18 protein-coding genes are annotated in these 20,966 nt (G+C 45.4%); 5 read left to right on the top strand and 13 right to left on the bottom strand.

All coding sequences use genetic code 11. The annotated features are described in order from the left end of the window. The first annotated feature begins 41 nt into the window (after positions 1 to 41). Positions 42 to 1,517, top strand: coding sequence for a peptide MFS transporter (locus tag A8140_RS21985; RefSeq protein ID WP_005535015.1), 1,476 nt, complete (start codon positions 42 to 44; stop codon positions 1,515 to 1,517). A gap of 83 nt (positions 1,518 to 1,600) precedes the next feature. Here the strand turns inward: A8140_RS21985 and A8140_RS21990 are convergent, their stop codons facing one another. Together A8140_RS21990 and A8140_RS21995 are read right to left on the bottom strand one after the other, a co-directional pair. After that, a complete protein-coding gene (locus A8140_RS21990; protein ID WP_005535018.1) occupies positions 1,601 to 2,872 on the bottom strand; it encodes an Nramp family divalent metal transporter in 1,272 nt (423 codons plus the stop codon). Between the two features lie 211 nt (positions 2,873 to 3,083). Next, the gene (locus A8140_RS21995) at positions 3,084 to 3,320 is read right to left on the bottom strand and encodes a VPA0252 family protein (protein WP_005535020.1); all 237 of its coding nucleotides are present in this window, start codon (positions 3,318 to 3,320) and stop codon (positions 3,084 to 3,086) included. A 205-nt stretch (positions 3,321 to 3,525) separates the two neighbouring features. Here A8140_RS21995 and A8140_RS22000 point away from each other — a divergent pair, with 205 nt between their 5' ends. After that, on the top strand, positions 3,526 to 4,416 hold the full coding sequence (locus A8140_RS22000; RefSeq protein ID WP_005535021.1) for a LysR family transcriptional regulator: 891 nt from the start codon (positions 3,526 to 3,528) through the stop codon (positions 4,414 to 4,416). Here A8140_RS22000 and A8140_RS22005 read toward each other — a convergent pair. From A8140_RS22005 to A8140_RS22030, 6 genes are all read right to left on the bottom strand, one after another. Further along, complete coding sequence (locus A8140_RS22005; protein WP_005535023.1) at positions 4,413 to 5,198, bottom strand: phosphotransferase enzyme family protein; 786 nt, start codon at positions 5,196 to 5,198, stop codon at positions 4,413 to 4,415. The genes A8140_RS22000 and A8140_RS22005 overlap by 4 nt on opposite strands. A gap of 165 nt (positions 5,199 to 5,363) precedes the next feature. Further along, positions 5,364 to 6,233, bottom strand: a complete 870-nt coding sequence (locus A8140_RS22010) for a LysR substrate-binding domain-containing protein (protein ID WP_005535024.1) — start codon at positions 6,231 to 6,233, stop codon at positions 5,364 to 5,366. A 118-nt stretch (positions 6,234 to 6,351) separates the two neighbouring features. Then, positions 6,352 to 7,317, bottom strand: a complete 966-nt coding sequence (locus tag A8140_RS22015) for an OmpA family protein (protein ID WP_005535026.1) — start codon at positions 7,315 to 7,317, stop codon at positions 6,352 to 6,354. A 607-nt stretch (positions 7,318 to 7,924) separates the two neighbouring features. After that, on the bottom strand, positions 7,925 to 9,049 hold the full coding sequence (locus A8140_RS22020; RefSeq protein WP_005535028.1) for a M14 family metallopeptidase: 1,125 nt from the start codon (positions 9,047 to 9,049) through the stop codon (positions 7,925 to 7,927). 113 nt (positions 9,050 to 9,162) lie between these two features. Continuing rightward, positions 9,163 to 10,563 carry an FAD-dependent oxidoreductase gene (locus A8140_RS22025; protein WP_005535030.1) on the bottom strand — a complete coding sequence of 467 codons (1,401 nt, stop codon included), beginning with the start codon at positions 10,561 to 10,563 and terminating at the stop codon, positions 9,163 to 9,165. A 259-nt stretch (positions 10,564 to 10,822) separates the two neighbouring features. Continuing rightward, positions 10,823 to 11,182: a DUF3316 domain-containing protein gene (locus tag A8140_RS22030; protein ID WP_005535032.1), complete on the bottom strand. Its 360-nt coding sequence runs from the start codon at positions 11,180 to 11,182 to the stop codon at positions 10,823 to 10,825. A gap of 542 nt (positions 11,183 to 11,724) precedes the next feature. On the opposite strand from A8140_RS22030, the gene A8140_RS22035 reads away from it, so the two are divergent. Beyond that, complete coding sequence (locus A8140_RS22035) at positions 11,725 to 12,636, top strand: VirK/YbjX family protein (RefSeq protein ID WP_005535035.1); 912 nt, start codon at positions 11,725 to 11,727, stop codon at positions 12,634 to 12,636. Between the two features lie 29 nt (positions 12,637 to 12,665). After that, entirely contained in the window at positions 12,666 to 13,217 is a 552-nt protein-coding gene (locus A8140_RS22040) for an outer membrane beta-barrel protein (protein WP_005432481.1), read from the top strand. Positions 13,218 to 13,308: 91 nt separating this feature from the next. Here the strand turns inward: A8140_RS22040 and A8140_RS22045 are convergent, their stop codons facing one another. From A8140_RS22045 to A8140_RS22065, 5 genes are all read right to left on the bottom strand, one after another. Beyond that, positions 13,309 to 14,214, bottom strand: coding sequence for an EamA family transporter (locus A8140_RS22045; RefSeq protein ID WP_005535037.1), 906 nt, complete (start codon positions 14,212 to 14,214; stop codon positions 13,309 to 13,311). 66 nt (positions 14,215 to 14,280) lie between these two features. After that, the gene (gene phnR / locus A8140_RS22050; protein WP_005535039.1) at positions 14,281 to 14,985 is read right to left on the bottom strand and encodes a phosphonate utilization transcriptional regulator PhnR; all 705 of its coding nucleotides are present in this window, start codon (positions 14,983 to 14,985) and stop codon (positions 14,281 to 14,283) included. A gap of 9 nt (positions 14,986 to 14,994) precedes the next feature. Next, a complete protein-coding gene (locus A8140_RS22055) occupies positions 14,995 to 16,719 on the bottom strand; it encodes a putative 2-aminoethylphosphonate ABC transporter permease subunit (protein WP_005535042.1) in 1,725 nt (574 codons plus the stop codon). 8 nt (positions 16,720 to 16,727) lie between these two features. After that, positions 16,728 to 17,834: a putative 2-aminoethylphosphonate ABC transporter ATP-binding protein gene (locus A8140_RS22060; RefSeq protein WP_005535044.1), complete on the bottom strand. Its 1,107-nt coding sequence runs from the start codon at positions 17,832 to 17,834 to the stop codon at positions 16,728 to 16,730. 739 nt (positions 17,835 to 18,573) lie between these two features. Then, positions 18,574 to 19,584 (bottom strand): putative 2-aminoethylphosphonate ABC transporter substrate-binding protein, encoded by a 1,011-nt coding sequence (locus A8140_RS22065; protein WP_005535167.1) that lies wholly within the window; start codon positions 19,582 to 19,584, stop codon positions 18,574 to 18,576. A 266-nt stretch (positions 19,585 to 19,850) separates the two neighbouring features. On the opposite strand from A8140_RS22065, the gene phnW reads away from it, so the two are divergent. Further along, a complete protein-coding gene (phnW, locus tag A8140_RS22070; protein ID WP_005535166.1) occupies positions 19,851 to 20,954 on the top strand; it encodes a 2-aminoethylphosphonate--pyruvate transaminase in 1,104 nt (367 codons plus the stop codon). Positions 20,955 to 20,966 lie beyond the last annotated feature (12 nt).

Consider the following 20,966-nt stretch of genomic DNA (forward strand, 5'->3'; position numbering starts at 1 on the left):
GAAATAATAACTACCTTTCTCGCAATAGTGAGTATTTAATTATGTGGAATAAACTAAATAAATCTATGATGTTCTGCCAAATGATGTTTGGCTTATCATTTTATGGTGTGTTGGTCAGTCTAACGCGTTTTTTCTTAGAGGATCTGAATTACAACGAAGCTGATACCATGATGATCGTGGGTGCCTTTTCGGCGATTGGCCCCCTATTTGCGATTGCTGGCGGCTTTATCGCTGATAAATTTTTAGGTGCTTACCGTTCTCTATCGATTGCCTTCCTAGCATTCGCATCTGGTTACGTACTGCTTGTTCTTGGGGCTTCGGCAACCAACGTACCGCTTTCTATGTGTGGTATCGCACTAGCAAGTTACGGCCGTGGTTTAATGTCACCTTCTTACCCTAGCCTGTACAAACGTACCTTTAAGTCTCAAGAAGATTTCGAGAAAGGTTATCCAATCAACTACTCAGTGAACAACGTGGGCGCTTTCCTAGGTCAATACTTGTTCCCAATGATTGTGCTGATCATCGGCTTTAATGGTGGTTTCACTATTTCAGCAGTGATGGCTGGCGCAGCATTGGTGATGCTACTTGTGTTCCGCAAAGGGTTGGTTGGCGTTGCTTCTGATCTGGATCGTCAAAGCGTTAGCATGAAGAACTGGATTTTCTTCGCGATCATCTCAGCAGCGATGATTGCACTGGTATTCTTCATGTTCTCTAACATGGATATCGGTCAAAACATCGTTTATGCCATCGGTGGTGTAGCGATTCTTTACTTTATTTATTTGATGTTTAAAGCCAGCAAAGCGGAATCATTGAGGATGGGTACTATACTTATCGTTACCTTCCTAACCACTTGTTTCTTCGTATATTACGGTCAGATGATGACTTCAATGAACATGGTAGCGATCAACACACTAAAAGGTTCTCTGTTTGGCTTCATTCCACTAGAGCCTGAAGCTGCAATGGCGATGAACCCGCTATGGTGTATGGTTGGTGGCCCTATCGTTGCTGGCTTCTTTGGCATGCTAGAAAAACGTGACATTCACCTATCAACAGCAACTAAGATTGCATTGGCATTCGTGCTAACCGCTATCGCATTCGGCATCCTAACCTTCGCGGTAACGACCGTTGGCGAAGACGTCATTATCATGCCTGAGATCTTCCTAGCGATTCACTTCTTCCAAGCGATCGCAGAAGTTATCGTAGGTTCAATGGTAGTAGCATTCATCCTATCGGTTGCACCTAAGCACATTGAGAACTTCTCTGTAAGCTTGTTCTCAGTAGCTATCGCGCTAAGTGGTATCGTTGGTGCCGCGTTCTCGACTTCTATCGCACTAGAAAAAGGTCAAGAGATCACCCAAGAGATCGTACAACACGTTTACGGCGAATACTTCCAACTGCTGACTATCCTAGCGGTTGTGATGGTTGCGATTGCCTTGGGCGCATCATTCATCATTCGTAAGATGCTTGAAGCGGCAAAACAAAGTGAAGCTGAATTGGAAGTGGTTGAGCAAAACTAATTACCCATTTCACCTAAACACAAAAACGGAAGCTCAGTAGCTTCCGTTTTTTATCGACAGAGTTTGCTATCAAAGCGCCATTGCTACGCTGTAAGCGTTACCATTAAGTAAGCGTTTAATGCCAATACCAAAGAAACAATCACCACACCGGCATAAGACACCCATTTGTTGTTTTTGAATTCACCCATCAAGCGTTCGCTGTTGGTAAAGATAAGCAATGGGATAATCGCCAGCGCAATACCAAAGCTCAACACCACTTGGCTCATCACCAAGATATCGGTAGTGTTCATGCCCAAACCAATCACCACAAACGAAGGTGCCATAGTAATAAAGCGGCGTACCCACATTGGGATAGAGAAGCGTACAAAGCCTTGCATCACCACCTGACCTGCCATTGTACCAACAACGGTAGAAGACAAGCCTGAAGCAATCAACGAGACACCAAACAACACAGAAGCAGCTTTACCTACCAATGGCGTTAGCGTCATATATGCTGTTTCAATTTCCGCCACATGTTGGTTGCCTGAGTAATGGAACACGGCAGCTGCCATCGCCACAATTGCGATATTCACAAAGCCTGCAATCACCATCGCAATCAACACATCAAAGCGAGTGGTACGAAGGCGAGTTTTTGTGCTTTCACCGTAACTGTTTTTGAACAATGCTGAATGAAGATAAATCACATGAGGCATCACTGTTGCGCCAAGAATACCGGCAGCCAGGTAGATTTGATGCGAATCAGTAAAAGTTGGAGTTAGCAGACCTTTGACCATTTCACCGCCCGCAGGGTGCGCAAAAAATAGTTCAGCAATGTAGATAACCGCCACCAACATCAAAAGTGAACCAATCACCACCTCTAGTGGTTTTTGACCTTTCTGGTTAAGCATCAGAATCATCACAGTAGCAACTGCAGTGATCATCGCTCCTCCCATCAAGCTGATGCCAAACACCAACTGAAAGCCCACGGCCGCACCGATAAACTCAGCAAGATCTGTCGCTATCGCAATGATTTCCGCTTGGATCCAGTAGAAGCCTACTGCCCACTTATTCGGTAGGTGGTCACGTAGATGCTCTGCGAGATTTTTGCCTGTGACAATACCTAGCTTGGCGGATAAATACTGAATCAACATCGCCATTAGGTTCGCCCATAACACTACCCAAAGTAGCTGGTAACCAAATGAAGATCCCGATTCAATATTCGTCGCAAAATTGCCTGGATCGATGTAGCCAATCGCCGCAATAAATGCAGGACCAAACATCATTAATTTACGTTTGACTTTGATAAAAGCCGGAACATTTGATTCTGCCGCGTCCTCTAACTGTATGGATGCATAATTTATCGATACATTACTCATGGCGGTATTCCTCTCTATTGATAATAGAATCATACCCAAACCTAAATGATAATCAATATCATTTAGGTTTATAAAAATGGTAAATAATATTTCAGCAATTATTTATTAGTTCTCGAGAAACAAAAGCTATCAAAAAATTTTTATTCGGTAGAAACAACAATGCCGCGTTAGACGCGGCATTGAGGCTGAGCTTGATTCTATGTTTTGTCGTTTAATCGCGGCGGCCACGTAATTGAATCGGTTGATTAGAGGCGTCGGTTTGAATGACCACACCACCGTTAGTATTTTCATTTCGGCCCTGAAGTGCTAATTCAGAACCCACACGTCTAACTTCAATTCGGTTTTCTTGACTCATTGTCATATCAATTGCCCCTGTAAAGGATCCATCACTAGCGAATGCCACATTTACACAACAAACCATTAAGCCTAGTGCGATTAGTTTTTTCATACTCCACCTCGATATCTAATTACATCATTTCGATGGAGAGACTTTAGCAACGTACGTTTTGTAGCACGAGGAAAACCCAGATTTACCAAATGGAAATTCTCATTAAAAAGCGCTTTTTACCAGAAACTTAGAATTGACTATCACCTGTCTTTTATTGCGAGAGGCGGAGTTATGATGCCATAGCAACATTGGCTGGAGTAGAAAAATGACAATCAATCTGGATATGCAAAACGTCTTGGTGTTAAAGCGTATGTATGAGTTACGTAACGTGCGTTTAGTGGCAGAATCCCTAGGAAAAACATCTGGCGCCATCAGTAAAAATCTCACCAAAATGAAAGTGAAACTGGATGACCCCCTTTTCATTCAAACCAAAAATGGTTTTGAGCCGACCTCCTTTGTTGAAGCCAATATGCTGCACTTCGAGCAGATATTAACGAGTCTCGATGCAATTCAGCCCCAAGAATTTTCACCAGACCTTTACACCGGAGAAATTATCGTCTTCTCAAATACACTCTTTTGGGACCGATACGGTGATAAGCTCTATCTCAAACTACTCGAGCACGCTAAAAATGCGAGCTATAAATTTTTAAGATGGGGAGCAGATACAAAGAACCGCATCATAGATGGAGAGAACGCAGTTGCGATTCATTACTTCGATGAAGACCTTCCCCAGTCTATTGCTCAGCAAGAGTTAGGCAAGGGCAAAGCAGTATTCTTCGTTAGAGAAGGTCATCCAGCTCAAGACTTCCAGTCCCTAGAAAATTACCCATTTGTGCTATTTAAAACACCTGGCTGGAACGATCACAAATACCCATTATTGGATCGTCTGAAGAACATAGGCTTTGATGTGCAGCCCAAAATCGAGGTAGAGCACCCTGCAATGATCCACAATATCATCATGAAAACTGATCACTTCGGTATCACCATGAGCGGTCATGTTCCCGAATGTTGTCGAAGTATTGATCTACCAAATGGACTCGAACTTGGCGTAAGTTTTGTGATGAGTTGTCGTCGCTCACAACAATATTCCCCTAAAACCAAGTGGCTTTTTAACGTAATTCAATCGATCATCAACCAATATTCCAGACAAGATTAGAACTTGATTTCACCGAGCACACCAAGTGTGATGGCTTGTTGGTGTTTGTTGATGTATTCAATATCCTGCAAATACGCTCGGTGATGACCTTCTTCCAAATTAGCTTGGAACTGAGCATCACCGCTGGCGGCCATTGCGCGCATGTGATCAACTAAAGCCGTCAAACGTAATGTCATCATTTCCACTAATTCTTCACGCTCTAATCGGCTGCAACCATAGGCATCGCAAAAGATCTTCGCTCGACGAATTTGCTCTTCCAGTGTACCCATTTTGTCATTTTTATCGGTTTTGAAGGGTACCCAACCGTAAATCGAAAAAGCAATATCCCAGATACGTGGGGCTGGGTGCGCCGTATCAAAATCAAATACCCCCACTACAACATCGTCTTCTAACGCCACGTTATAAGGCATGAAATCACCATGACAGATCACCTCTTGCGGCGAGCGGGCGGGTAGCATCCAATGATGCACATCTTGTGTATTTTTCTTGAGGAAACTTTCTGATGCATCATGAAAACGACGAAGCAACTTTGCTGCAGATTTCAATGCGGTCAGTGAGGCAATTTCACCTTCGAGCGGATAATTGTAGGTTTCTCCTTCCACGAAAGTCAGTAGCTCTTTTCCACCCTCAATTGCAATCGCCTTTGGGCATGCCGTAAAGCCATGACTATGTAGGTGTTGGAGTAATTGATGAACTGTCATTGTCCAATGACTGGCAGGTCGACTGACTCGATCCCCCTTGCGATAAATGGCATTCTCCCCGCCCCCTTCTAACGCTTCCATAACAGCTCCTTGATAGCTAGAGCGCGAGCTCCGTGAGTGATGACGACATGAAACGTACTCGATCATCTTAGCACTCGAATTCTACTCATGAAGGCTGATAATGTTTCAGATTGTTAGCTTAATCGCAGTCATTATTTGTCTTGTGATTGAGCCCTAAAATTGCGCTTATAAACTTTGCATAACCCAATCAACAAAAGCTTTCACATGAGGCTTTTCTTCATCTCGAATGATCATGTGATGAGCTCCTCGACTTGGCATCGACCACTCACCGACTTTCACTAATGTGCCTTGCTGCAAGTGATCTTCAACGAGCAAATCACGCACCAACAACACGCCAAGCTGATTCACAGCAGCTTCAATGGCGAGTAAAGAGTGCTCGAATTCCCCCGTTAGTTTTATGCTTGTGCCTTGATATCCTTGCTGTTCCAGCCAACATTGCCAAGTTTCCTGATAGCCACCCGTCGCGAGCTTTGGTAAGCGAATCAAATCGGCCAAATCACGGACAGGATTGAGATGCAAAAAGCCTGGGCTTGCCACAACGATCCAGTTTTCTCGCGTCAGTTGAATCGCTTGTTGGCTTTGCCACTCTCCATAACCATTGATGATCTCCACATCCGCAATATCACTGTTACTTGGCATCGCGTTAGCCGTAGTAGAGACTTTGAAGCTGATTTTAGGATGTTGACGGTTAAAGTCTGCCAAGCGCGGCATGAGCCATTGAGAACAGAAGCTGTGTGCCACATGTAACGTCAGTTGTGCTTGTTGTTGTCTAGAGAACAGGTGCTGAGTTGCCGCAGATAAGCTTTGGAAAACATGACTTACCACAGGTAAATATCCATGAGCAGCTTGAGTCAGATTGAGCTGGGCGCCATTACGTTCAAATAAGGTAGCATCCAAATACACTTCGAGGGATTTAACTTGCTGACTCACTGCCGCACGAGTGACATTGAGCTCCTCTGCCGCCTTGGTGAAGCTTTGCAATCGAGCGGTCGCTTCAAACGCTTTCAGAGAATTTAATGGCGGTAGGTTTTGCATATCAAGCTCCAGACAAACTAGTAGAAGATACTATGACGGAGCTGTGACAAATTAATGAAGGGAAACAAAAAAGCCAGCGTCAAACGCTGGCTTTCAAAGTCACAGATTCAATAATGAATTATTGAGCAGCTTCTTCAGTTTGGTATTGGAAAGCTGGAACAACAACTTCTACACGACGGTTCTCTTCACGACCTTCGCGAGTTTCGTTGCTAGCTACTGGGTTAGCTTCACCCATACCTTTAACAGTCATACGGTCTGCAGCGATACCTTCAGCTTGGAAGTGCTCAGCAACTGCTTGTGCACGCTTCTCTGTTAGCTGTTGGTTGTAAGCTTCAGAACCAGTTGTGTCACTGTAGCCGTTGATTTCAACTTGAGCTTGTGGGTAAGTGTTCATTAGCTCAACAGTACCGTTGAACGCAGAAGCATCTCGTAGTTCAGCGCTTTCTAGGCCGAATTGTACTGTTGTAGATTGAGCTGGGTACTCGTGGTCAACGATGCGAGTCGCTGGACGAGTTTCAACTACTTCTTCTTGAACTACTGGCTCAGAACCGAACTTGTAGTTGAAGCCGATACCGAAGAAGTCAGCATCCATGTCGTCGATGATGTCATCAGACATGTCTTGGTAACGTTGGTACTCAGCGCGTAGGCTCCAGTTGTAGTTGATTTGGTATTCAGCACCTAGAGAGCCAGTTGGTACGAAATCTTTCTCGTCACCAGCCATCATGTATGCAGCACCTACTTTAGCGAATAGGTTCCAAGAATCATTTAGTGGTAGGTTGAACTTAGGAGCAAGAGTTAGTGCCCATAGGTCACCATCAACTGTGTTTAGGCCAGCTTTGTTGAAGTTAGCAGTGAAGTTACCTAGGTAATCTACGCCGTATTCAGCAGCTACGTATTCGTTGAAGTTGTAACCGATGTGCATGCCAGCAGCAAAGCTATCGTCATCACATGGCGCATCTAGGTGACATGCGTCGTTAAGAGCGTTGTAACCTAGCTTACCGCCGATGTAAGTGTCAGCAAAAGCAACATTCGACATTACGCCACCAGCTAGAACGGTAGCCACTACAAGAGCGATTTTTTTCATTATTTTTACCTTTAATGCGAAGGTGACCCGACTACTCTCTTACCACCTTAAAGCGGTCATCACGACAGTCAGTACCTACACTGTTTCAAGTGATTACAAATTACGTCAACAATCTGAACTAATTCACCTTAACGATGTCTTAACTTGAGATTATCCATTAAACCATTGATTAAGATGCTCATCCGAAGATTTTCAAATTTTGAGCACACTGCTTTACCAGCGCATGAACAAATTGAGTCAATCTCTTAAAGCACTAAATTCCGAAGCAAGGATTATCCAACTTAATTTGCATACACATAGCAGCTAAAAGAAACTTTTAGTTGCAGTGCCTACATACAGACCGGATACATATGATTTGTAAATGGTTGAGATTAGATAACTTTTGTGACGTAAATCTCAAAAGTGACTTTAACAGAACAACTCTCTTTATCATAAATTAGATTTATTGTCGTAACGATTAGTTTTTCTAATCAATGACCACGTAAGCACCAGAAACTGAAGGATTTTTGTTTTAGGTGACGAAAAAATTGACACAATCCACACATAAGGCAAGGAAAAAACCTACAAAGAACACAGCTCGCGAAGTGCGAGCTGTGAACTAAATGGCTTAAATCTTGTCCGAAACCGCCAATGTTGCAGCCAAAACATCTTGTCCAAACAACACGCTACGTTCTGGTGACCAACCGTAAAGTGGATCTGGATGGTTGTTATTATCTTTGAATGGCATCTCGATTGTGTAAGACAAACACTTGAACTGCTCCGCCACCCAATTAGAGCCAACGGTTAGATTCGCTTTACCCGGCTCATCTTTGTCGTAGCCGATCTCGTCTTGGAACTCTGGTGTAATCGTCAGAAGTGCCTGTTTAAACGCGTTTTCCAACTCAGCCATGCTTTCATCATAAGAAGGAATACCTTCAGAGCCCGCCACAAAGTTGTAAGGGATAGCTTCATCACCATGAATATCTAGGAACATATCCACGCCAGTTTCTAGCATGCGCTCACGAACCAAGAAGACTTCTGGGCTCTTTTCCATTGATGGCGTTTGCCATTCACGGTTTAGGTTTACGCCAACCGCGTTAGTACGTAGGTGACCACGCACACCGCCATCTGGGTTCATGTTTGGTACTACGTAAAGTACTGCTTTTTCAAGCAATGCACGCGCAACCGTGTCGTTCTCATCGAGCAGACGTTGGATCATGCCTTCCATAAACCATTCCGCCATCGTCTCACCCGGGTGTTGGCGCGCAATCATCCAGATTTTCTTTTTACCTTCTTCTGGCTCACCAAACGTCAGCAAGCTCATGTCATTGCCATCTAGCGTATGACCAAGCGTCTCTAGTTGGCAATGGTGCGCGCTTTGTGCCATGTGTAACAGGTCTAGGTGACGGTCGTACGTGTAAGGTGCAAAGTACGCGAAGTAAATTGAGCTGCGCTCAGGGATAACAGTGAAAGTCAGCGTGTCACCATCGAACTCAGCCGGAACACGGAACCATTCTTCACGATCGTAAGACGCAACTACGTCGTAACCTTGCCAACCTTCCGGGTAAGCCGATTTCGCAAGGTCGAGAAGTTTGATGGTGTGTGATTGCTCGGCTTCTGTCTCTAGACGGAAGTGGAACCACTGGTAGAATTCCGACATGTTGTCGTTAGGAATTTTGAGTTGAATGTCGTTTTTGTCGTCCGCTTTCACTACGTGAATGCTGCCGCTGTCAAAATTGCTGAATACTTTCATTTTATTACTCACCTTTTGCATCTGAGCTTGAAAGACTGAGGCTAACACAAAGGCAAGAGGTGTCTCTAACACTTTCACCTCTTCCCCATCTGTTTGCGATCAAAATATTCAGTTTAGTCGAGCTTATCCGCTTTGCCTGCTGGCCCCGCGAGTTTGGCTAGCCACTTATCCCAGATAAATGGTGTTTTATCGTTATCTTCTGCATCCTCTTTGCGACGAACCGCGTTGCGCACCATCATTGCGCCCGTCCAACGAAATGGCTCTGGTGGGAAGAGCCCTAGAGGCCCTTTGGCTAAACCGCTTTTCGTCCATTCGTTTTCTAGCCCTAATACCAATGAAGATAATATCTTTCCGCCCATTCGCGTCTGCGCAACCCCGTTACCCGAATAACCAAAGCCATAAAAGATATTGCTTTGGTTATCTAGCTCACCGAAGAATGGAAAACCGGTAGCGGAACGATCCGACCCGCCTGTCCATGAATAAGCGAATTCAGCCCCTTTCAAGCGCGGAAACAACTTATCGAACGACTTACGCAGTAGATCTTGATAGCTCGTTGGCTTGTTGAACATCGCATCAACGCGGTTGTTGAAAGAGAACTGATTACCACCTTTCCCTAATATCAAACGGCCATCTGGCGTATCTCGGTAATAGTGCACAAAAATGCGAGAATCTAAAACGCTAGAGCCAGCCTGCCAACCAGATTGAGATAGCGCGTCGCCAAGCGGTTTAGTGATCACCATATCGGAAGAGACAACGACAATACTATTTTTGAATTGCTTAAATTGCTCAACCATCCAAGCATTTAATGCCAGCACGACTTGCTTAGCCTGAATACTCCCTTTAGGCGTAGAAACAGTGGCTGGTTGCCCATAATCTAAACGGGTCATTGGCGTATTCTCATAGACCTCAACCCCCAATTCGATTGCAACACGTCTTAATCCTCTCGCTAATAAGGCGGGTTGAACACTGGCTGCGACTGGAGAATGAAAGCCCTCCACATTGCGCGGCGATCCCGTACTAGCACGCAACTCCTCAAATTGGCAACGACGCCAACTGTTCACATCCAAACGCTTTAGCTCATCCACAACAGGCTGCATTCCTCCCATCTGAGCTTGGTTGGTTGCGGTGTAATAAACCCCTTTCAACGATAATTGCGCATCGATCTTGTGCTGCTTACAAAAACCGTCGATCTCTAGCACTGCTTGCTCCGACTCTTTTACCAACCAAGCGGCGTTTTCTTCACCGAATAAGCGTTTCAAGGTCGGAAATTTTGTCGACCAAGTCAGCATACAACCGCCATTTGCGCCGGATGCACCACTGCCACACAAGCCTTTTTCAATCACAACTACCTGTTTTTCCGGCGATTGCTGCTTAATCATGATCGCGGTCCAAAGGCCTGTGTAGCCACCGCCGACAATGGCGACATCTGCATGGATATTTTGTTGAAGTGGTTTATCGGTTTCTGGCTGCTCAATTTCAAGCGCTTGCTTAAACCAATATGAAGGGTGAGTCATTTGATATCCTTTGTAAAAGTGACGCACACAACTGTGCTTTATCACTACTTTACAAACCTAGCGAATATCCAACGAGCAAGAAAAACTTACGCTGAGCGTTAGAAATATTCATTAAATATTATATTAAATAAACACATTCACCAGGAATATATAATTTAATAAAAAAAGGGGAGCAGATGCCCCCTAAAAAAATAACAGAACGAATATACAACAAGGATTAAACAGGCAATAGAGTTATAAATGCTAGCGAATAAATAAATTAACGGTTGCCAGATTCACGCATACGGTATTCGTATTTCACATTTAATATTGGTTGATATGCGATTTGACCATTATCTTGTAGAAACTCACCAACCGTTACTTTCGCATTGGTAACAGAGAAAGACTGGCGGTCTACGATATCAAATGAGCTTTTGAATTCATCTCTGAGCTGCGCCGAGGACTTACTTTGATAGTCCTTAATCATTTCAACCCCCATGTCGTAAGCCGCTTGCTTACTATCAACAACCTCACCTTGGATAGTTTTAGTGTTATTGGTCCATTGGTAACCACCAGCAATCGCAGCGAGTGGTGTAGCAGTGAGTGCGATAAGACTTGCTAGAGTAATAAAACGTTTCATAGTGTGCTCCTTTACTTACCTTTTAAATATCGAGTTCCAAATGCTCGATGAATGTAGAGTACCTATAGAGACCTAAAGCCAATCATATTAATTTCAGAATTTATAATTAATTTAAATTTAATTATAAACGTGTTTTAAGGCTCGATTTTTGCTAATAATTTAAGATGAGAAAAACAAATAAAAACCAGGCATTAGGATTTTCTCAATTCCACTGATGCGGGTTTTCGTTTTCACTCACCTGTTTTAATATACCTAAATGCTATAAATAGCTTATTGCGAGAATAAGCACCTTTACTCCGACGATTTGCTTGCCTTTACTCTCTTACGCAGTGTCATCCTGACACTCTCATACTAAGCCTTACAATACCTCTTCAGATTTTTCTCATAAAATCTCACCCAAAAGAACACTGTTCAAAACTTATACCTGTCATCGCCTGAGCAAAACGAGTAACCATTTTGATTGCCCTCCTTTCGCGCTCCTCGACCAGCGTTCATAGCCACTTTGACAGAGCCAACACTTTTGGAAATGAGACTGGAGTGAAATGACCATGAACAAATCTATCCTCGATCACTGTAGAACCATTTATTCTGATGAATACGCTGACATTTATCGTCCAATTTGGACCTACCGCGTAAAATTCATCGCACGTGCTTTATTCTACAGAAAGTCGTTTAAGTACCTCGCGGACAACATTGAAGCATCACTGCTTGAACTACTTTGCACTCGTACACATCGATTCTTAGAGAAGCCATTTCGTCCTTACATTATTAAGAATGGACCAGCTTTCGATCGTTCAACGCTTGTGGTTGATCACTACAACACAGTGTCGAAACTCGTCTCGCCTGAACTGATTCATGAGATCTACACCGATACTGAAGGTCTAACTCTGACTTCATTTGAAATTGACAACATCTTGTACTCAGTTCGCTTGGTTTACGAAGCGCGTTACCAAAAAGAAGGTGATATGAGCTTGGTGCTGCATAGCCAAGAAGATGGCAACTTCTATACCCTTTCTTTCAGCTTGGGTCATGAGAATGGCGAGCGATGCATCATGATTGGTGGTTTACAAGGACCACGCAGCTGTGAAGAAAATAACGCAAAAATCAAAAAGCTGACGCGTAAGCTATACGGTCAACGTCCGAAAAGCTTGATGGTTGGATTGCTGGCTATCGTTGCGCAGGTTTGGGGCATAGAAACACTGTTGGCGGTAAAAACTCAATCGCACACTTACGCAGCTAAGCGTTACAGCAAAGGCAGAATCAAAACCGATTACGATGCGCTGTGGCTAGAACTTGGTGGCACAGAATACGACCGCAACTTCTACTCTATCGACGTGAATGCACCTCGTCGTGATATTGAAGGTATGTCTCGCTCTAAACGTTCTATGTATCGTCGTCGTTATGAATGGCTAGACAACACTAAAGCGACATTCGAAGAAGTATTAAAAAACTAACACGCTAAAAGACTCAGGAGAAACGTCCCATGCGTTATTCATTCGTGACTGCTTTGGTGTTGTCGACCTTTTCGTTGTCAACCTACGCAGCAACCAGTACACATGTCATTGGCACCAACCTAGGTTACGGTATGGTCAACTACGACGCGCCTACCAGCGAAGAGTCTGGAGACATGTTCTTAGGTGAGATTTATTATCGCTACATGCCAACGCATAACTTTGGTATCGAAGCAGGCTATAAAGGGGCGTTTGATGGTATCGGCTCGATACTCGTTAGCCCAATTTCGGAAGTCACCAACACCAGCTTCTCTGGCCCTCGTTTGAGTGGTTACGCCAGTTACCCGCTTGGTGCTGGATTCGAGGTATACGGAAAAGCAGGCATGACTTACTACACGCTGGCGTACACCTATTCAGTTAACGATCAAAGCCGTGATATTGAGAAATCGAGCCTAGGCGGTGAAGCTGCCGCTGGCTTGGGTTGGAGCTACAAGCATTTTGGATTGAATGCTGAGTATGTGTACTCGAAAAACAGCGATTTTGATTCTGGTGGCGTGATGTTCGGAGCACAATTGCGTTTCTGACGTCCGCGATACCTACCCCTTCCCCAAAAACTAAAAAAAGAAAAAGGCAGCGGTTGCCTGAGTCGTTGCCCTTTTCTTTCATCAATATGGATCAGTTCGTCAGCGCGAGAATGATTCCTGCCACGATCGAAGTAACCCCAATACCCCGAGTGAGATACCATTTCTCAGACAGAAACCAAATCCCCATAAACAATCCAAACACAATGCTGATTTGCCTTAATGCCACCACCAAACTCACATTGTCTGTCATGGTCATCGCAAACAACACCAAACCGTAGGTGGATGCCATCATTACCCCTGCCATGCTGGCGGTTTTGCGGATCTGCCACGCTGTCTTAATCTCATCTGGCTTACCCGTAACTAAGCACCATACAAGGGCAGGAATACCAATTGCCCAAAACTGCACGCCCAAGTAAAAGATCGCACTGTACTGATCATTCAAGATCTCTGATGCTTGCACTGTGAGTAAACTCAGCGCTTCTTTATCGACCACCGAGTAACCCGTTGTGCCTATTGCGGCAATTAATGCCCAGAACACACCGACGTTCAAATAGGAGCCCAATGTCATTTGACGAAAGTTCGTCAGTGGTACCAGCATACAACCAAGGGTTATCAGCAAAAATCCAAGCCACTGCTGACTGGATAATTCATGCCCCAGAGCCACACTGATGGCGCCGACCATCATCACAGGCAGTGCCCGAGCAATCGGATAAACCACACCCACATCAGCGTGCTTATAAGCGACAATCAAACCGACCAGATAGACCATTTGTGAAATGCCGCTAATGAACAGCAATCCCCAAAATTCACTCGGCAATGATGTCCAGCCAATGGTCGCCAAATACCAAATCAAATAAGGGGTAAGAATGGCACAGGCAGAGAAACTGGCCGCCATAGTAAACGCGAGTCCAGAGCCTGAGTTACTTTTACCAAGGATATTCCAGCCCGCATGGAGAACAGCAGAAAAAACGACGAGACCAATCGCCAACAAATCCATTTCAATGTTCCTGTCTTAATAAAATAAAGACCCCGAGATGGAGCCTTAGATGATGGGAAAATCCACTTAACGATTGAGTTCCGCCAGAGATTCAATGCTGATGGCATCGTGTCGCCAATACTCGATATCGCAATCAATCAACTCGCCGTGTTGGTTGTAGTTGATGCGCTCAACCACCATCGCTGGCGTGCCGGCTGTCGCGCGCAATGCCTGAGCCATTTCACCCAACAAAGTGCTGGTTGAAATGCGGTAGCGAATCTTTTGATACGTCACGCCATAATGATCGCGATAAATGTCCGTCAGTGAATTTGATAAATCGTAGTCCAACAGGTTCGGAAACAGCTCTGGGCGAATGTAGTTTGTTACGAATACTACTGGTCTATCTTCAAGATATCGAACACGGTCGACTCGATACACGTCCGAGAAAGGTTGCAAGTCCAGCAAGCGCGCGGCTTGTTTGTTTGCCAACGTCCCTTTTGCTGCGACCAACTCCGTTTTTGGCACGCGATTTTGCACTTTCGCCATGTTCGGGAAGTTCAGCGTTTGGGTAGGGTCGTAACGCAATGGCTCGGGTGAGATAAACCAGCCTCGGCGATCTTCGCGGTAGATTCGACCTTCTGCTTCCAGCAACGATAAAGCTTCACGCAGAGTGACGCGTGTAGTATCGAACGACTCCGCCAACTTACGCTCTGCTGGCAGTTTTTGACGCGGCGATAGCATACCCGCTTCAATCTGTTCAACAATCGAATCTTTAATTTTTACGTATTGCACGAAGTGTCCTTATCTTTTGCGCCAAGCTTGTGTGCGATTCTCTAACAAATTACCCAAAGTCATCTGAACAATCTTCGCAATTGCGGCAGCCATCATGATCATCACAGCCATCGCTGCTGCTGCGCCAGTTTGACCTGCATCGTCCATATTCAGAATCGAGACCGAAGCCGGAATCGTATCGGTTGAGTAAAGGAATACTACCGCAGAAGTGGTGGTCAATGCATTAACAAACAAGTAAGTCGCAATGTCCAAAATCGCAGGTAAACACACAGGTAATGTCACTTTAAAGAACAACTTGTATTGAGGAAGCTTCACCGATGCCGCCGTGGCTTCAATCTCCGATGGCAACTGCTTTAGCGCTGTCAGGGCGGTCATGTGACCCACGGTGTAGTAATGCACTACCGTGTTAATCACCAAGAATGCCATGGTGCCATAAAGCACGTTCAGAGGATTGTTCGCATCGTTGAAGTAAAAGATGTAACCCAAGCCAAGCACCATACCCGGAACCGCCATTGGCACCACGCTGAGCATTTGCATCACCTGACGAATTGGACCAAACGCACGCCCCTTCTCAATGCAGTAAGCACCGACAAAGATAATGGCTGTACCGATCACTGCCGTCCAACCTGCCAGTGTTAGTGAGTTGAAGAATGGGCTCCAACCGTAAGTGCTCATTTCGGCAAAGTTGTAGTTGTTTAGCGTCAGCGCTTTGTTCCAAGGCCAGAACGTAACTAACGAGCCATACACCGCCATGCCAAGCACAGCCAACACTGCAATAGAAATGATGCTGCAGTAAACCAAGCAAATGCTGTCGCGCGCTTTGTTGGGTTCAGGCTGATAAGGCACTGAACGTGTGTCGAATAAGCTCTTTTGCTTTTTCTGTACCCAGCGGTCTGCGCCGAACGCCATTACCGCAGGAAATAGCAACATAATGCTGGTCACCGCACCCATGGCAAAGTTTTGCTGTCCCACAACTTGCTTGAAGATGTCAGTCGCCAGGACGTTGTAGCTTCCACCAATCACTTTCGGCACACCAAAGTCCGTGATAACCAGCGTAAAGACCACGATAAGCGTACTGATCAAACCGTATTTCGCCGCAGGTAACGTCACCATAAAGAAGGTTTTGATGGGTGAAGTTTTCAGTGCGCGGGCTGCTTCATACAAGCGAGCATCAGAAGTGCGCAGCGAAGTGGTTAAGATCATCAATGCATGAGGAAAGGTCCAGAAGATCAAACCCATCGAGATACCAATCACGCCATAAATCGAGTTTCCTAACAGCATCTCTTTCGCAATGCCTTGATTACCGAAAAGGAAGATTAAACTGATCGCCGGCAACAACGAAGGCGCAAGGATTGGCGCAGTACCTAAGATTTGGAACAAACCTTTAAACGGCATGCATGAACGAGTCAGCGCGTAGGCATAACCAAACGCAAGTACACCCACCACCGAGGTTACAATCACGCCCAAAGTGAAGGTGTTTCCCACCGACACCCACAAGCTTGAAGAGGAAAAGTACGTCGCAAAGTTTGCCAATCCAACAAATTCGCCATTGGCATTTTGCACACTCTTGGTCAACATTGCCCAAAGCGGCATTAAGATGAACAGCACCATCATGGTCGACAAACCAGCGAGCAAACCAAACAACACAAGGGTGTCGCGGCTGACACGTCCGAGTAGGGATTTTGCTTTGTCTTGTGTGGTCAGGCTATTCATCGTCATTGTCTTCGCATCCATGTTTACACCTACGCTGCTAGCGCTTTATCAACCGAGGGCACGGCGTAACCATGCAGCCCTTCTTCAGCAAACTGGATGTAACGTACATCGCCCGCCTTGATATTGAGTTTTTGAACCGTTTCCACAGGAACATCCACGACGATGGTTTTCGTTGAGCTGTCGTTTTGCAATACGCAATCAATGCGGAAAAACGCCCCCAGAAACTCGGTTGCGGTAACTCGCACAGGTAAAGAGTTGGTGTAGTTTTCAACGAACTTGATGCTTTCAGGGCGCACCGCAAGGTCGAAGCGGTCACCACGTTGGATCTTTCGATTGGTCAAGCTTGGCGCTGACATCAGGGTTTCGGCAATCCGTACTTGGGAGTCCGTTGCGACTGAGGTTTCAATAAAGTTCATGCTGCCGACAAACTCAGCGACAAAGCGCGTGGCTGGTTGTTGGTAGATCTCTTGAGGTGTGCCGACTTGCTCAATCACACCATGGTTCATTACCACGATACGATCCGCCATCGACAGCGCTTCGTCCTGATCGTGCGTAACCATGATGGTGGTGATGCCAAGCTTACGTTGCAGCTTACAAATCTCGTCACGTAAGTGAACACGTACTTTTGCATCCAGCGCTGACAGCGGCTCATCAAGTAGCAGTAGACCCGGAGACAACGCCAATGCGCGAGCAAGTGCCACACGCTGCTGCTGACCACCAGAAAGTTGGTTAGGGAATTTCTCGCCAGAGGTTGGAAGACCAATGGTTTCTAGCCAGTAATCCACCTTCTCTAACGCTTCTTTGGTCGACATTCCTTGGTTCTTCAAACCCACTGCAATGTTCTCTTGTACAGTTAGGTTCGGAAACAGCGCGTAAGATTGGAATACGATACCGAAATCGCGCTTCTCTGGTGGTAGGAATGTGGTCTCTTGACCGTTTTGAAAAATCGCACCAGACGTTGGCAAGTCTAAGCCTGCAATGGCACGTAATAGAGTGGTTTTACCGCAGCCAGAAGGACCAAGAAAACAAACAAACTCGCCCTTTTCAATCGCTAGCGAGATTTTCTTTAATGCAGTGAACTGTCCGAATTGCTTCACTACATTTTCGATATTTAGGTAATGTTGGTTAGTTGACATAACACACGCTCCAAATGGTATATACCAACTTTAGTTTTGGAGTGTGACGTTCCAATGACAAATTTATAGCCAGAAGATGACAAATAGATGAAGGGCGGTGAGGTTTGTTTCTACGCTTGCAACCCCCTCCAACTCCCCCTTTTCTCGACATGCTTTGCCAAGCATTTAAATGTGGTTATCAAGGGGGAGAGTTTTCTTTTTCGTGGTTAGCGTAGTGCCCCCCTTTATGCAGACTATGATGCTTTCACTATCACGAACAACAAGTACAGTTAGTCCCTCCCCTTACCCAGCATGACTGTTGTAGTCCCCAGAAGTTAAAGCCAAGGGGAGGTTAGGTGGGGTTGGTTGTTTAACGTTGAGTTAGGTGCTTGCAACCCCCTCCAACTCCCCCTTTTCTCAGCATGATTTGCCAAGCATTTAAGTGTAGTTATCAAGGGGGAGAGCTATTCTTTGCTGCGGTAAGCTCTGCGCTTTCCCGACGTCATTCTGAAGGAGCCTAAGCGAGTATTCAGAATCTACTCGAAGCGCGTAGTGATGTTGCATTTTGAATTAAATTATCCGCGAATGCAGAACCAGTCCCTCCCCTTTACCAGCATGACTGTTGTAGTCCCCTAAAGTTGAAGCCAAGGGGAGGTTAGGTGGGGTTGCTACTTTTAGGCTTTTTACCCTCACCTCTTCTAAAAACAAAAAATCCACCTCAACCGAGGTGGATTCCACATTCAACTCAAAGCAAATTCAATTAAGACTTTGGCTCTGATTTCGCGTCAAACTTCTCAGACCAAGCCGCTAGGATCTCTGCACGCTTGCTACCCATTTGCGCGAAGTCCATCTTCGCCATGTTCTCTTGAACATTCGGGAAGTTAGACACGGTCGCTTTCACTTCTTTATGTGCAACCACTGGGTACATTTCTACGTAAAGCTCGTTTGCTGCTTTAGAGATTGACCAGTCGACAACGCGCTTCGCTGCATCCGATTCTTTTACTAGGCCAACGGCTTCTGATTCCCAGCCGATGCCTTTTGGTGTGATAACCGCTAGTGGTGCGCCTTGCGTTTTCAACTTCGCGCCGCGGCTTGCCATCGAAATTCCGATAGCCACTTCACCCATGCCAGCTTGAACACATGGTTTAGAGCCAGAGTGGGTGTAGTGTGCAATGTTCTTGTCTAAGTCACGCATGTAGTTCCATGCCTGATCTTCACCCATGTTTTGTAGCCAAGCAGAAACCTGCATATAGCCAGTGCCTGAAGACGCTGGATTAGGCATTGCAATGTGGCCTTTGTAAACTGGCTTCGTTAGGTCTTCCCAAGACGTTGGTTTCGGCAGGTTAAGTTGTTTCGCTACCGCTTCGTTGAAACAAACTGCGTTAAAGAAGGCATCGTTACCAAACCAAGCTTGGTTTGATTGAGGGTCGTTTAGGCTCGCGTGCAGCTCTTCCAAACCTTTTGGTGTGTAAGGCTTAAGAAGACCTTCATCTTTAAGCAGTGCCATTGACGAGCCAGCCAGACCCCAAACCACTTCCGCTTGAGGGTTGTTCTTTTCTGCCAGCAATTTCGCCGTCATGATACCGGTTGAATCGCGAACCCACTTAATCTTGATATCTGGGTTATCTTTCTCAAACGCAGACTTGTATTTCGCAAGAATGTCAGTTTCGAAAGCGGTGTAAACCGTGACTTCCTGTGCTGCCATTGCATTCGTAGCTAGCAGAGAGACAAGTGCAGCCAGCGATCCTTTCATCAAACGGTTTTTCATCATTTTCTCCAGTTAATTTAGCTAAGTTTTCATTTGGTCTGTACCAGTTGACGATATACACCCTACTGAGACTTTGTGACGAAATCATGACCATTAAATGGCACTTTTACGAAAATTTGCGATGAATAATCGTTCAATTGATCCGCCATTTTCTAGATATTAAAGTTTTATGAAATTGGAGATTCGCCTATTTACTGCCCTTTTCTTCCTCGCTAGAGTGAACCCAAAATTTGGTGTAGACCAATTAACCAATTCTGATGGAAATCGAGATGAAAAACGAATACCTACTACTGACTCCAGGTCCTCTATCTACTTCTGAAACAGTACGTGAAGCCATGCTAAAAGACTGGTGTACTTGGGATGATGAATACAACAAAGACATTGTAGAAGTAATCCGCACTAAGCTTGTAAAACTGGCAACTCAACAAGACGGCTACACCAGCGTACTAATGCAAGGTAGCGGCACCGCATCAGTAGAAGCGACGATTGGCAGCGCCATTGGCAAAGATGGAAAATTGTTGGTTATCGACAACGGTGCGTACGGTGCACGTATCGCTCAGATCGCTGATTACCTAAATATTCCATGCCATGTAGTTTCCCCAGGCGAAACATCACAGCCACACTTGAACGAGGTGGAAACTGCATTGGCATCGGATCCTACTATCACCCACGTCGCGATTGTCCATTGTGAAACAACTACTGGTATGCTGAATCCAATTGAGGCATTTGCCTCAGCTGCAAAAGCGCACGGTAAAGTGGTGATTCTCGATGCTATGTCGAGCTTTGGTGGCATCCCTATCGATATTGCAGAATTAGGCATCGATTTTATGATCAGCTCTGCAAACAAATGTATTCAAGGCGTGCCGGGCTTTGGCTTTGTGATTGCGAAACAAACTGAGCTAGAAAAGTGCCAAGGTCAGGCTCGTTCTTTGAGCCTTGACCTTTACGACCAATGGCATTGCATGGAAGTGAACCACGGCAAATGGCGTTTCACGTCTCCAACGCACACGGTTCGCGCTTTCTATCAAGCATTGTTAGAACTGGAACATGAAGGCGGCATTGAAGCTCGTCATAACCGCTACCAAACTAACCAGAAAACACTGGTTGCAGGTATGCGCTCTTTGGGTTTCGAACCGCTACTGAGTGATGACCTTCACTCGCCAATCATCACCTCTTTCTACTCTCCAACTCACAGTGATTACCAGTTCAAAGCGTTCTACAAGCGTTTGAAAGAGCAAGGTTTTGTGATTTATCCGGGTAAGGTATCGAACGCAGATTGTTTCCGTATCGGCAACATTGGCGAAGTTTACCCAGCAGATATCGAGCGCTTAATCAGTGCGATTGAAAAAGCCATGTACTGGCAAGTTGCGTAAAGCAGCCTTCTG

Source organism: Vibrio campbellii CAIM 519 = NBRC 15631 = ATCC 25920, assembly GCF_002163755.1.
Classification (GTDB): Bacteria; Pseudomonadota; Gammaproteobacteria; order Enterobacterales; family Vibrionaceae; genus Vibrio; species Vibrio campbellii.